Below are 14,239 nucleotides of genomic sequence, written 5' to 3'. Positions count from 1 at the left end.
AAATAAGATCGCTCTACGTTGAGTTAAAAATTAAAAAGTGGTTATTGATTTAAAACTACAACTAGAGCTTATTGATTATTTACTTGTCTTGACATGCCAGTATTCCTTACCTTCTACTTAAAATTTAATTAAAAACAGTATACTATAACTAATTAACATTTGTAAACGGATTAAAAAATTGTTTTGAATAAAAAAGGCTGAAATCCTAAATAAGAATTTCAACCTTTTTAATTAATTTTGCTTAATTTTTAGCACGTTTATTCTTGCGCCAATGAATACCTTCATAAGTCAACTTGACTGCAGCTGACAAGGTAATCGGCATAATAAATACTAATATTATCAAACCAATAATCACTGCCAAAGCAACTTCAATCAAAGTCGGAATCCCTGATGGAATTAATGCAGCAAATGTACCACCTAAGATAATGGCTGCTGAAACCACCACAGTTCCAATAATACCGCATGCTTTAAGCATTCTTTGACTTGGCTTGCCGTTTTCAAGTTCACGGTAGCGTGTCATCAAGAAGATACTGTAATCAACACCTAAAGCAATTAACATGATAAAGCCAAAGAACGGCGTGTTCCAAGTTAGCATGCTTTTACCTAAGGTAGCCTTAACTACCCACTCTGTAATTGATAATGAGCAGAAGTAGGCAATCAGGAGTGTACCTAAAATGTAGACAGGTTGTAAAAGTGAACGAGTTACAAAAATTAAGGCAATACCTATTCCAATTAGCATTATAGCTGCAGTTCTAATAAAGTCCCTGTTGGCAATATCCTTAATGTCAGCAATGTTAGAACTTTCGCCGCCCATTGCTACTGTCGCATTCTTAAGACGAGTGCCTGCAAAAGATTTTTTAGCCATTAAGCTTAGATCTTGCGCCTTTTTGGTGGCTTTAAGACTACTTGGATTTGACTTAAAGACAATCATCAGCATAGCCGACTTTTTGTCAGGGCTCAAATAATTCTTAATCGAAGTTTGGAAAGTATCGTTTTTGATAAATTCTTGTGGAATATAGAAAGTATCTGCGGCAGAAGAACTTGCTAAGCCATTAAGGTAAGCAGCACCTTGTCCTAAGCCACTATTAACTTCATCCACACCATTAGTCAGTTTTGGCGTATTAGCTGCTAACTGACCGGCACCTGAATTAAGTTGGCCAACACTGGAATTTAATTGACCGATGCCTGAACTTAATTGACCAGTACTGGAGTTAACTTGACCAATACCAGAGCTTAATTGACCAGCACTAGAATTAAGTTGACCAATGCCGCTGTTCAAAGTCGAGGCACCATTATTCAATTGGCCCGAAGCAGTGGCTAATCTGCCGACACCAGATTGAAGCTGACCCATTTGTCCAGATACGTTAGGCATTGATGCGGAAGCTTCTGCCCAGGATTTTTCTAAAGCAGCACCTGCAGCTTGCATTGTAGCCATCTTTTGCTGCTGGGTTAAGCCAGGGATACTATTAATGCTCTTAGATAAGTTAGCTTTATAGTTCTTTTCTAAAGCAGCCTTGGTATTCTTCTGCGCATTCGCAATACCAGCACTGCCACTTGCAAGTTGAGAATTTAATTGATTTAATCCACTTGTCATTTGTTGCGTGCCATTTTGCAGACGACTGGCGCCGCCTTGCAGTTGACCTGTGCCGTTTTGCAAACGGCCGGCACCGTTTTGCAATTTGCTTGTACCGCTTTGCAACTTACTTGCGCCATCTTGGAGTTGGCTAGTGCCGTTTTGCAGTTGGCTTGTACCATCTGCCAACTTATTTGCGCCAGCAGACAATTGTTTACTTGCTTTGCTTAATTTACCTAAACCGGCACGTGCTTGATCAACACCTTGGTTAACAGTATTAAGCTGGTTCTTAACGTAAAGCTGATCAATGCTTTCACCATAAGGCTGAGTAACAGAAGTGACGAAAGCCACATCCTTAGAAGCTTGCAATTGTCTAGTCAATTGATCAATAAGACGTAAATCTGCTTCATTGTCAAGTTTATGATTACTCTTAATGTAGAGCGTTGACGGTTCGGCCATTCCCTTTGAAAAATGGTCTTCAACAATCAGCATCCCAGCCTTAGCAGTCTCATTATTATCTATTTCGTCGGTATCATCATAGTTCAAATGACCAGTGTACATTAGGCCAAAAGGAATCACGACCACAGCCAGTACAATTAAATAGATAATTGGGTGAGCAAGAGTACCTTTTGAAATACCGTGCCACAGTTTATCTTCGTGTTCACCAGTAAATTTCTTTACCGGCCAGAACATTTTTTCACCTAAAACAGCCATGAAGAATGGGTTAAGTGTCAGTAATACAATTAGTAAAACAGCGACACCTACCGCAACACCAACGGCTGATTGGTAAATGGAGAAGTTGGCTAAACTGAGAGCTGAAAAACCAATTAAGATGGAAGAACCAGAATAAAGGATAGTTTTTCCAGCAACCTTTAAGGCACTATTCATCGCTTCGTAGCGATTCATCCCTTTACCCAGATCCTCTTTAAATTTGTCATATAACAGGATGTTATAGTCTGTACCAATTCCGAACAACACAATAATCATAAAGACTTGTGTAAAGTTAGAAAACGGGAAGTTCTGGTATTTAACTAAGTTAGTAACAATCGCAAATGATGTAATAAAGGAAACACCAACAGTTAGTAATGAAATTAACGGCACGATCGGCGACTTAAAGACGATTACTAACACAATGAAAATAAAGACTACTGTAATTACTTCAGTTTTCTTAATTCCTTCTTGAATTGCATTTGAAAAGGCATTTTGCAAAACATCCGCACCAGTAACATACGTTCTGATACCAGCTGTTTTAACTGCTTTATTCAACTGCGCTTCAACATCATTAATAGGTCCGTGCTTTTTAGCAACATTTAACTGCATTATCCATGTGGTATTATCCTTTGATTGCAGTTTTTTCTTAGTCGCAATATTATCATCAGGACCTAAGACCATTTTAATACCGTAATGATCTTGATTATCTTTCAGTTTGGCAATAGTTTCATTAATGGCATCCTTATCATCAGATGTCAGCTTGCCTTTTTCTTTATTAAAAACTACCGCAACCTGATAAGTATTTTTTTGTTTGGGACCCCAATCATTTTGAATTGACTTTGCAACTTCACTTTGAACGTCAGACGGTAAGGAAATATTTGAGTGCTCACGGGTTAACCCTGTAACGTCTGGCAAAGCCACAACAGAAATGATTAAAATTAAAATCCATGCAATTAACGAGAAAATATGATTTTTTACTAGTTTATGCACTCCGATTTTCCTTTCTATTTTTTTGCAATAATTTGTTAGGCTGAACCAGTTGAATAATTAATTCATGATAACCCTGGTCAGCTTCTTCACTAGTTTCTTCTGTAAAAGATTCGGACACATCTAAAAAAACGTATCCCAATACTGCTCCAATTAAGGAATGGAGCGAAACCGTGCTGTCACTTTTCAAATTTAGTTTGTCAGCCAAAGCTATTATCTTTAAAATTTCTTGGGTAATAGCATCGTCTTTTTTGTATTCATTCAAATGATAGAGAATACTAATTAATGCGGGATCGTCCAGAATGAAGTCACGGACAATATCTGCAAACTTGAGTAAAGCTTCTTCACCTGAAATTCCGATCAGATTATCAACTAATTTTTTACCTAAAATTTTAATTCTGCTTGCACCTACAAGCGACAACAGTTGCTTTCGACCTGAAACATAATGATAAAGCGACTGTGAACGAACGCCTAACTCTTTAGCTAGGTTCGGCAGAGTGGTCGCGGAAAGTCCCTTTCGTCCAATCAGCTCCGTCGCCTTCGCAATCACCTTATCCAAATCAAGGTTTCTTTTTCTAACCAATTTCACCCCTCCTTTTGACAGCATACTGAATAATATATCACTACAATGTGAAGAATACAATCTACAAGCTGTAAATTATTTTATATTATTAAAAAAGCCCTAAAACTCAATTCTGATTAGGGCAAAATTTTTAAGATTTGGTAAAGCACTATTTAAAAACGTTATTTAAAGAAGCTGTTAACTGCTTTTCCCAGTTTAACAAAATCTTGGTCATTATTACTCCAAACGCTGATACAGTATGCATTACCATTAGATTGTACCAGAGCTACATTGGCCTTACTATCGCCAATAGCATAAATTAAGCCTCTAGTATTACGAATAATCTTAGGCTTGGTTCTGCTTGAATTCAGAGCGCCCAATACTTGATTGGAATACTGTCTGCTTAAAATTTGATCATGATAAAGACTGACCATAATTTTGTTTAAATCGTTAGCAGTAGTCAAAGCTGCTGCTTTAGCGGCAAACTTATTTTTAATGACAGTATCTTTAACACCGATTTTCTTAATAATAGTATTAACTTTAGCTGGTTTAAGTGTCCGCAAGAGTGCATTAGCAGCTGTTTGATTGCCTTGCAGCATTAGTTGCTTTAAGTAGGACGCATTGTATGCTATCCCCTTTTGCAGCAATTTTTCCTTTTTAGCGCGATCACTCTTTTTAATTTTTATCGTCTTGTTGTTAATTGATTTGCCATGCTGCTCTTGGTATGTGAGTGCAATCAATAAAAATAAACGACTGATAGAATTTACACTATGACGTTGACTGGTATTAGCAACGCGCGCAAATTTATTATTATTCAGATCCTGAACACATACCTGATAGCTATGATCTTTTCCCATCACCTGCTCAATTTTCTGTGCCCATTTTTTCTCACTGCCCGCTGCTACTTTAATGTGATTAGGGTACTCAACAGTGGCAACTTTTGGCTCACTGGGACCTTTTTTACCTTTTTTATTCTTTACTACTTGTTCCTGCTTTGGTCCTGCAATCTTTAATTTGGTATTTTCAACCCGCTTAAGATTAACGGAATAGAGCATAAAAGCAAGAAGCGCTGTAATTAATGAACCTAGCAAAACTTTATTTTTCATGTATTCGCCTCAGCTTAAAAGAAATGATGTCGTTTCATTAAAACAATCAACCAAACCATTAGAAAGACTGTCACCACTATGATCGCAATCCAGTCAGAAGAACTATGACCAACCGGCAAGCTCACATTCATACCATAAAAGCCGGTCAAGATCGTTGGTATTGTTAAAACTAAAGACCAAACGGTTAGGAACTTCATAGTATCATTCAGATTATTGTTCATCATGTTGTTAGAAGTTGCAGACAGGGTTTGCGTAACCTGTTGCGAAATTTTCACCATTTCTGCCGCCTGATTTGATTCAATCAATACATCATCTAGTCGTTCACGCCCAGGCTTAGTAAAATCCAATTCAGACATTTTTAAGCTATGCAGCATCATTAAATTAGTTTGAATTGAGCTGGAAAGATACACCAAGCTTTTTTCAATATTTGACAATTCAACCAAATCTTTATTATTAATATCGCCTGATAATTTTTGATCTAAACTGTTGCGCTCAGCGTCAAGCTGCGTAACCGCACGTTGAAAATACTGTGATAAGTACAACAAAAATTTCATTAGCAGTTCAGTCACGTCCTGAGCCAAGGATAAATCCCGTCTTGAAGTATTATCATTGAACTCATCAAATACATAACTGGTTGATTCTGTGTGAAACGTAAAAATATTTTGACCAGATACTAAAAAAGTAACTGGATGTGCCGTAAAGTGCTTAATCGTGTTAGTAGGCCAGATCGGCACATCATAAACTAGTAAGTGAATATGAGTGTGCGTATCGTAATCATAGTGCGGCCTTTCATGTCTATCAGAAATATAAGAAATCATATCTGGAGTAAAATGGAAATCTATTTGCAGTCGGTTGCTGTCTTCTTCACTCAAATTACTGATGTCATACCATTTATAATTGGTTTCCACCGGAAACTTTTGCTCTCTAATCACTTTTTCACCCCTGGCCGTTATATTTAGCCGGTGTTGTGCCAGCTTTTTTATGCCAATATTATCTTACCATTCAAGTGAAAAACGACAAATAAAAAAACAGGCATCAACCTGTTTTTTTAATCTTATAGCACTTTACTATTGTTGCCATGCCGCATTAAATTTATTTTTACCAGTTGTGATTGCTTTTTCAACATTCCGGTTCTTTTGTGCAGCCGATAAAATAGATTGCATTATCGGTGTCAATTGACTAAATGTAGCACTAGAATCCTTAATCACAGGAACACTGTAAAGTGAATTGGCATTAAGAATATCTTCCAACTTAGCAGGCAGCTTAAAGTCTTTGTTTGACTTATAAGTATCTGACTTAGTTGCTTCTTCATTAACTGGAATATATCCCGTTTCTTTAGCCCACTTAATTTGGCTTTCTTTACTAGAAAGGTATTTCATAAATTTGAAGGCAGCTGCCTTTTGCATCGCACTCGCATGACTAAACATGTAAATATCGGTACCCTGTGACATAGTGTATTTACTTGGGCGGGCAGCAACTTCATAATTGAAACCCTTTTTAGCTGCTTGCTTGATCCATGTTTCTGTTGATGAAGAAGTCACAAACATAGCCAGCTTCTCATTTGTAAATGGAATATACAAGTATTTATCAGAGCCTGGCATTCTAAAGTAGCCCGCTTTTTCGCCAGCTATAAAGTAATTGAGTAACTTTCTTGACTTGGTTCCCGTAAAATTGATTTTGCTGGAGAAGTCTTCACCTTGGTTTTTCATACCCAAAACATAGTAGTTGTCTAAGTCATCGAAGCCGGCACCCACTACCTTGTGATTACTCTTTTCGTAAATAGTTTGGGCTGCAGCCTTGACCTCACTCATAGTTGTAGGTACTTTTGTAACGCCATAGCGCTTAAGCATCTTCGGGTTATAAATCAAAACCTCAATTGACTTATTGAAAGGAATACCGTATTGCGTGCCTTTAATTTGGGCTCCGTTCAACATATCGGTTTTAATGCCTGATGCTTCTACACTGCCCCAACCAACATCTTTGTTATTGATGTATGGTTTAAGGTCGACCAGCATCTTATTTTTAGCTGCACTTTCAAGCCAGCCAGGATATGCTTGGGTGATTGTCGGTAAATTTTTAGGTGATTGCAAAGTTGATGTAATTTTAGATTGCAGGTTATCATAATCACCTTGTTGCTCAAGTTTAATCTTAATCTTAGGATTTTTATTTTCAAAATCTTGAGCCAAACTTTTTAGCGTCTTTTCCTGAGAGCCCTGCATTCCATGCCAAAAGACAACAGTAGTTTTTTGAGTAACTTTTGGTATTTTAGAGCTTGAGGATGATGAACTATTGTTATTGTTAGAACAAGCAGCAGTTCCAATTAACGCCAAGCTCGCGACTGCAAATGCCGCCAGCTTTTTACTAAAATTCATGATATATTTTTTCCTCCAGAATATTTTCAATTGCCCAGTAGTGATTACTTGAGCATTTAACTCTCACTTATTGTATAGCAAACAATACCAGAATACAATAAATCCAATTGAAAAAATTCGCTTTTTTTTGGCTATTTAAACTTATTTCGATTTAAAGTTCGATACGTTGCGAACGATTAATCATTAACTGCTATTTTGTTCTTCTTTAACCGATCAGACAAAAAAAGAACCTGTCATTTAATGACAGGTTCGGTAATAAAAATTGCTATTTAGTTTTTATTGTTTCCAAGCGGCATCGAATTTTGCTTTACCACTTTTAATAGCGTTATCAACATTTTGCCCTTTTTGTGCTGCAGCGAAAATATTTTGCATAACTGGGTTTAAGTTACCATAAGCAGCACCAGCGTTTTTAATAATTGGTACGCTGTAAAGATTTGCCATTGCGTCTTCAAGTTTAGCCGGCAATTTCAGCTTCTTGCTGTCCTTGTATTCAGCTGAATCAGCAGCAGCTTGATTAACTGGAATGTAACCAGTAGCATTAGCCCATTCAAGTTGACTTGCCTTTGAAGTTAGGAACTTGATGTAAGTAAATGCAGCTGACTTTTGATCTGCTGAGGCATGTTTAAACATATAAATGTCTGTACCTTGAGACATAGTGTATTTGCCCGGGCGAGGTGCAACATCATAAGTAAACTTGTTGCCGACACCTTGCTTAACAAAGCCTTCACCGGCAGAAGTACCGATATACATTGCAACCTTTTGGTTAGCAAATGGACCAGAGAGGTAATGTTCTGAACCAGCTACTCTGAAATAACCAGCCTTGATACCATCTGCGTAGAAATTAATAACTTTCTTAGAAGTGTCGCCGGTAAAATCAATTTTACTTGAGAAGTCGACGCCTTCATTCTTCATACCTAAAGTATAGTAATTTGACAAAGAGTCAAAACCGGCACCGACTACCTTATGGTTACTCTTTTTATAGATGATTTGTGAATCTTTTTTCAGTTCATCCATAGTTGCCGGAGCCTTCTTAATGCCGTATTTCTTAAGCAAATCTGCATTGTAAGTTAAAACTTCAATTGATTTATTAAAAGGAATACCGTATTGTTTGCCCTCAATCTTCGCACCATCCAGAAGTGCAGACTTGATATCAGACGCCTTGCTGCTGCCCCAACCAACTTCTTTATTATTAATATAAGGTGTTAGGTCAACGAGCATATTTTTCTTAGCTGCATTAAAGAGCCAGTCAGGATATGCTTGGGTAATAGTAGGCAGGTTATTAGGTGACTGCAGGGTCGAATTAATTTTGGCTTGCAAGTCATTATATGCACCCTGATTTTCCAACTTAACTTTAATTTTAGGATTTTTACTTTCAAATTCCTGTGTCAATTTCTTTAAAGTTGATTGTTGCACACCAGTCATACCATGCCAAAAGACAATGTTAGTTGTCTTTTTAACTTTAGCAATCTTATCTGAACTTGAAGATGATGAAGAATTGTTTCCACCATTAGAACAAGCTGCAGTACCAACCAGAGCTAAGCCAATTGCAAACGCAGCGGCTAACTTTTTACGAAACTTCATTTGGTTAAACCTCCCAAATATAAACTAAACAACATTTTTTTGATTAATCAAAGCGTAATTGTTTGGTTGCGCTTTGGTAAAATCCTTTTACCATAAGGGTTCTCCACCAACTCCGGATGCAATGTGTGCACTGGAATAAGTGTTGGTGGTTGAACCATATCAATAATTTGTGCTAGTTCCTTTTCGTCGGCGTGACCAGAACAACGCAACGTCTGAACCTCAATCTCCTGATCAGCCAATTTTTGCATAAAAGGTTGATAGGCTGGATCAAAATCACCTAAGGGCTCTGCATTAGAATGAATATAAAGTCCTCCTTTTTGCAACTGATCAAAATCTGCAACGGCTTGCCAGAGGAATTCGTGATCATCATTTAGCAGTTCTTCATAATGAACGGCTAATTCTGGTTTCAGATCAGCGAATTTTTGCTCCCCTGGCAAGTAATAATACGAAAAGTCCTTATTTAAACTCTCCTTGAGCAAATGGGCCCTGGCAGCATGTAAAACAACGCGGCGTGGCGAGTCAGAAATGATGCGCAGCAACCGTTCAACATTGGTAGGGTAAGTATTGAAGGTGATTTGCCGGTTAGGATTGTCATTTTGCAATTGGATAAATTGAGCAGTTAGCTCTGTCTCATCTTTAGGACCGGTAAATTCTTCGCTACTTTCTTCATGCTTTTCTTCGGGCCAAGAAAAGCCAGTTGCCTCAGTAATCAGAACATCGCATTCTTTTGCAGCTGTCAAAAATTTTTTGACCCAATCAGGGTGATAACCGTGTAAGCGAATGTCACCAGTATATGCAATTACTAAATCAGGTGTCTTGACAATAAGTCCAGTCGCACCATAGGCATCGTGGTCACTAGGCCAAACCGTCATTGTAATATCGCCCACTTCAATCGGCTTTTGGTACTGCGCCGCAATAATGGGACGAGTATAGCTCGGCTCATGACCAGCAGCTGGAAGCAGAAAGTCCCCTTTTTCGTTCAAAGCCGGCAGCATTTTAGCGGTAAGCGGTCCAGCATACAAAGGTATTTCAGGTGCCAAAAAATTCATAGCCTTGCTGTGATCAAGGTGAAGGTGCGACATGTAAGCTGCCGCATGTACCCACCTCTTATAATCAAGTGGTTGCCCAGTTAATTCGGGATCATAAAAGTTGGGCACATCTCCAATTAACTGGTTGTTAACTAAAGTCTGATACTTTTCATCGGGCAGATTTAGTTCCGGTCTGTAGACTTCACCCAAATCAAATAAAATATGCGAATTGCGGTAAGCGACTTCGATCATCGGTCCACCAATGGTATTCAAGCCGTTATAGAAGGTAATGGTAGTCTTAGCCTTTGAGGTCATTACGCACTACCCCCTTAATAATCTGTTTTCTAAAGATTAAGTACAAGATTAAAATAGGCAAGACCGTGAGGGTTGCAGCGGCTAATTGCAGCTGCGTTTCACTACCGGCATCAGAAGCAAAGGCTGACAAGCCGTTATTAAGTAGCCTCATAGTATCTTCATTCGTTACAAGCAAAGGCCAAAGGAAAGAATTCCAACCAGAGATGAAACTTAAAAGACCGACAGTAAATAAACCGCCTTTTGACATCGGGACTAAAATTTTCCAGATGTAATCCCAATCGCTTGCTCCATCAATCATAGCGGCTTTATAAATCGTATCTGAGATTGAACCAAAGTAACTTTGCAAGTAATACATGTAGAAAATAGAAGTCAAGAATGGTAAAACCAAACCCACATAAGTGTTCAATAAACCCATGTGCGCAATCGTATTATAGTTAGTAAAGATGATTGCTTCTCCTGGAACCATCAATAGTGACAAAAGCACCAATTGAATTAACCCTTTGCCCTTAAAGCGCAAGTTAACCATCGCAAACGCACCTAATAAAGAGTTAAACAAACTAACGATCGTAGTGACGCTGGCAGTTAAAACCGTATTGAAGAAGTAACGACCAAATGGTGCCCGCGCAAAAACTGTAGCGTAGTTGGACCATTCAAAGTGATGCGGAATTAATGTAGGAGGAATTGAAGTAGTTTCCTGAAAACTCATCAAACCGCCCAAAATCATATAAATGAAGGGAAAAACGGTAATGATAGCAAAGATAAATAAAATAATGTAACTGAATAAAACCCCTAAGCGAATTCGTTTCATTTAATTTTCTCCTACCTTCTTCATCATTTTTCGCTGCAAAAATGTGGCAAACAGAATTATCAGGAACAAGATCACTGTCGCCGCCATTGCAACTCCAGGAGTGCCGACAATTTGGAATTTATTGTAAATATAGAAGACGGCGGTTGTACCCGAATTTCCGACTCCGGCTTGCCCGTTAAAGAGAGCATAAACAGATGTATAAATTTTAAATGCCCCTATCACATTCATGGTAAGTAGAAATGCAATGGTAGGAACTAGTTCGGGCATGGTAATACGCCAAAACTTATCGCGGCCGCTTGCACCATACATATCGGCAATAGTGTAAAAATTGGGATCAATATTACGCAGTGCCCCCATCAAAATAACTATGTTGAAAGCCAATGACGACCAAATACCAAAGATAATAATAGTCGTCAAAGACATTGCCGGATCATCAATCCAGTCAGGAGCTGGCAGGTGCAGTGACCTGAGCAAAAAGTTCAGCATCCCGTAATCACCATTGAAGATATAACGAAAAACAATACCAATCGCAATCGTCGAAGTAACATAAGGCATGAAGAATGTGGTTTCAAAAAATGACTTGTGTTTTACCTTATCAAAAATAATCCACGCCAGCATGATTGAGATTGCCAGTCCAACCGGCACAGAAATAACGGCATACAGAACGGTATTCTTGATAGCCAGCCAAAACTCGGGATCATTAAAAATATACTGGTAGTTGCTAAAACCATTCCAGTGTAAGTCAATTAAGGAACCACCCTGAAAGCTCATGCCAAATGCACGTAAAATAGGGTAAATACTAAACAAAGTGACGAAAATAATTGTTGGTGCTAAAAAAAGCCAAGCCTTTTTCTGATTTGTCTTCATTAGTAAACTCGCTCTCCTTCAGGTGTAAACAGGAATACCCTATTTAGCCGCATTTTCAGTTTTACTACATCACCATGTTTAATTGGAGCTTCTAAGTTGATTAGTGAACGCACTTGTTGATTATCAAATGTAAATTTTAAAATTCGTTCACGTCCAATTAATTCAATATCGTCCACTTTTGTTTCAAAAAGACCATCAGGGTCGGGAACGATATTTTCTGGTCGCACAGATAAGACATACTCACCGTCTGGGAGTTCCCGCTTAAAACGTGACTGCTCCATATCGGCAAGATTTATCGTAAATTGGCTTGACTTTATTTCATTTGCTGTTTTCGTTACTTTAAAATTATCAATTACCGGATTGCCTACAAAATTGGCCACAAAATAATTATTAGGTTCCAAATAGAAATTTTGACCCAAATCATCTTGTTGAATAATGCCATCATTGAACAAAATAATCTTATCACCAATAGACAACGCTTCTTCTTGGTCGTGAGTGACAAAGAGGGTCGTGATCCCTACGGTTTTCACCAGTGACCGTATTTCTTCACGAATTTTCAGACGCAATCTGGCATCCAAATTGCTTAATGGCTCATCCATCAGCAGAATTTGGGGTTCTTGTACTAAGGCGCGGGCAATTGCCACTCTTTGTTGCTGACCACCGGATAAATTACCCGGCTTTTGGTCAGCCAGCTCAGTAATTTGAGTCAACTCCATATATTTAGTAGCAATTTCTTTAGCTTCAGCTTTAGACTTTTTATTAGCTCCCACAATTAACGGAAACATTACGTTTTGCAAAACAGTCATATGAGGATACAATGCGTAATTTTGAAAAACGTAGCCAATATGGCGATCTTTAGGCGCAACTTTTATAACTGACTTACCGTTAAATAAAATATCTCCCTCTGTAGGGTTCAAAAGGCCTGCCAGCATATTTAAAATGGTTGTTTTACCGCACCCAGACGGTCCCAGCAAACAGACCAGATCTCCCTTTTTAACGGAAAAGCTGACATTTTTGATCGCCTCATGCCCATTGTCATAAACTTTCCGCAAATTTTTTACTTCAACAAACTTATTGTTATCCATTTAACTCGCACCACTATAATTTGTATTTTACTTTTTACTTCTTTAATTTTATGATAAAAATCCTTAGAACACAACCTTATTTGCTTAATGAAAATTCGGAGTTCAGTTGTGATAAGCACCTTTTTGACCTAAATATTCGTATTACTTGTGTAAATCGCTAATTATTTTATCAAAATGGTATTTAATGTTCTCTTTTTCTCATATTACCATTAACAAAAAAGGCAGCTGTAAATCTTACCGTTGCCCCTTTTAATTCCTGTATATATTAATTACTATTTTATCCGAACATTTGCCTATTTGTTTTCATTTTTCTAGAACACATCAATTATAATTTTCTTCAACCAGCATCTCATGATCAACCTTAGCCCGCCCATTATTATAGTTAAAAGAGTAGCCCGGCTGAACGTTAAATAAGTAAACGTTAAAATCAAGTTCACCGTCAGTAGAAACAGCCTGCAAGTTAATTCCCCGTGCCATTAGTTCTTCACCGCGAAAAATAGGGGTGGCTTGATAAATCACTTTTTTATTCTGTCTCAAGGCTACACGAATACGACTCTCAAACATGGTCTGGATTCGCTGGTTCGAAAAAGCAGACTGGGTGAACAAATTTTTAGGATTATTTTGATCACCGGAAAGATTGTCAGGATTAAAATTACCCTCTTGATCAATACCGGCAGAAACCGAATAGGCTATCAAATGCCCACGATTATAAATTTGGGTACCGTTACGCCGATTGTAGTGCCAACCGGTAGGCTCAACGAATTGTCGCACTCTAAGGCTATCATTTGCCACATTCCTTTTTTGTAAAAAAGCCGTGTTGGAATGTGAAGTGCGGTTTAGGCTGTCTAAATTCGCATAAATGACGCGGTTAACCCGCCAAGCATTTTTAATCAAAGTTGAGTGATCATTATTAACCGTAATATATGCAGAACTGCCACTCTTAAAATCTAAATTAGCTAATTTTTGATAATCTTGACTTGATAAACCACCATAAACTTTAGCTGCCGGTTTTGCCTGCGTAATCTTATTATTTTTCTGATGGTCACTGCGGGTAATTCTGTCAATCGTTTGGTGCCCATTCGGATCGGAGCCGCCTTTAGTTGAAATAACCCAGATTAAAAATAAAACCAGAATAACTATTGCCCAGAAGTCGCTGATATTGGCTTTATTGCTCCGTCTGCCTCGCCTGCGTGCCATTCAAATTGCTCCTTATTTAATAATAATTAAGTATAGCTAAACGAACT

The 14,239-nt window shown here is 38.0% G+C and carries 11 protein-coding genes; all 11 read right to left on the bottom strand.

Features of this window, described 5'->3' with window-relative positions; all coding sequences use genetic code 11:
• Positions 1 to 241: 241 nt before the first annotated feature.
• The 11 genes from LACWKB8_RS01825 to LACWKB8_RS01775 all read right to left on the bottom strand — a co-directional run bounded on the left by LACWKB8_RS01825 (position 242) and on the right by LACWKB8_RS01775 (position 14,192).
• Positions 242 to 3,274: an MMPL family transporter gene (locus LACWKB8_RS01825; protein WP_038521328.1), complete on the bottom strand. Its 3,033-nt coding sequence runs from the start codon at positions 3,272 to 3,274 to the stop codon at positions 242 to 244.
• Positions 3,267 to 3,854: a TetR/AcrR family transcriptional regulator gene (locus LACWKB8_RS01820; protein ID WP_038521325.1), complete on the bottom strand. Its 588-nt coding sequence runs from the start codon at positions 3,852 to 3,854 to the stop codon at positions 3,267 to 3,269. The genes LACWKB8_RS01825 and LACWKB8_RS01820 overlap by 8 nt, the downstream gene beginning before the upstream one ends.
• A gap of 161 nt (positions 3,855 to 4,015) precedes the next feature.
• Positions 4,016 to 4,939: a serine hydrolase gene (locus tag LACWKB8_RS01815; RefSeq protein WP_038521322.1), complete on the bottom strand. Its 924-nt coding sequence runs from the start codon at positions 4,937 to 4,939 to the stop codon at positions 4,016 to 4,018.
• Between the two features lie 14 nt (positions 4,940 to 4,953).
• Positions 4,954 to 5,871, bottom strand: coding sequence for a magnesium transporter CorA family protein (locus LACWKB8_RS01810; protein ID WP_038521320.1), 918 nt, complete (start codon positions 5,869 to 5,871; stop codon positions 4,954 to 4,956).
• Positions 5,872 to 6,006: 135 nt separating this feature from the next.
• Positions 6,007 to 7,311, bottom strand: coding sequence for an extracellular solute-binding protein (locus tag LACWKB8_RS01805; protein WP_038521317.1), 1,305 nt, complete (start codon positions 7,309 to 7,311; stop codon positions 6,007 to 6,009).
• A 276-nt stretch (positions 7,312 to 7,587) separates the two neighbouring features.
• Positions 7,588 to 8,892 (bottom strand): extracellular solute-binding protein, encoded by a 1,305-nt coding sequence (locus LACWKB8_RS01800; RefSeq protein ID WP_038521314.1) that lies wholly within the window; start codon positions 8,890 to 8,892, stop codon positions 7,588 to 7,590.
• A 47-nt stretch (positions 8,893 to 8,939) separates the two neighbouring features.
• A complete protein-coding gene (locus tag LACWKB8_RS01795; protein WP_038521311.1) occupies positions 8,940 to 10,235 on the bottom strand; it encodes an MBL fold metallo-hydrolase in 1,296 nt (431 codons plus the stop codon).
• Positions 10,219 to 11,043 (bottom strand): carbohydrate ABC transporter permease, encoded by an 825-nt coding sequence (locus LACWKB8_RS01790; RefSeq protein ID WP_038521308.1) that lies wholly within the window; start codon positions 11,041 to 11,043, stop codon positions 10,219 to 10,221. The genes LACWKB8_RS01795 and LACWKB8_RS01790 overlap by 17 nt, the downstream gene beginning before the upstream one ends.
• Positions 11,044 to 11,910: a carbohydrate ABC transporter permease gene (locus tag LACWKB8_RS01785; protein ID WP_038521305.1), complete on the bottom strand. Its 867-nt coding sequence runs from the start codon at positions 11,908 to 11,910 to the stop codon at positions 11,044 to 11,046.
• A complete protein-coding gene (locus tag LACWKB8_RS01780) occupies positions 11,910 to 12,995 on the bottom strand; it encodes an ABC transporter ATP-binding protein (protein ID WP_038521302.1) in 1,086 nt (361 codons plus the stop codon). The genes LACWKB8_RS01785 and LACWKB8_RS01780 overlap by 1 nt, the downstream gene beginning before the upstream one ends.
• A gap of 321 nt (positions 12,996 to 13,316) precedes the next feature.
• Positions 13,317 to 14,192, bottom strand: coding sequence for a DNA/RNA non-specific endonuclease (locus tag LACWKB8_RS01775; RefSeq protein ID WP_038521299.1), 876 nt, complete (start codon positions 14,190 to 14,192; stop codon positions 13,317 to 13,319).
• Positions 14,193 to 14,239 lie beyond the last annotated feature (47 nt).

Source organism: Lactobacillus sp. wkB8, from assembly GCF_000761135.1.
Taxonomy (GTDB): domain Bacteria; phylum Bacillota; class Bacilli; order Lactobacillales; family Lactobacillaceae; genus Lactobacillus; species Lactobacillus helsingborgensis.
The sequence above is the reverse complement of the archived record's forward strand: the minus strand, read 5'-3'. Positions and strand labels throughout refer to the sequence as shown.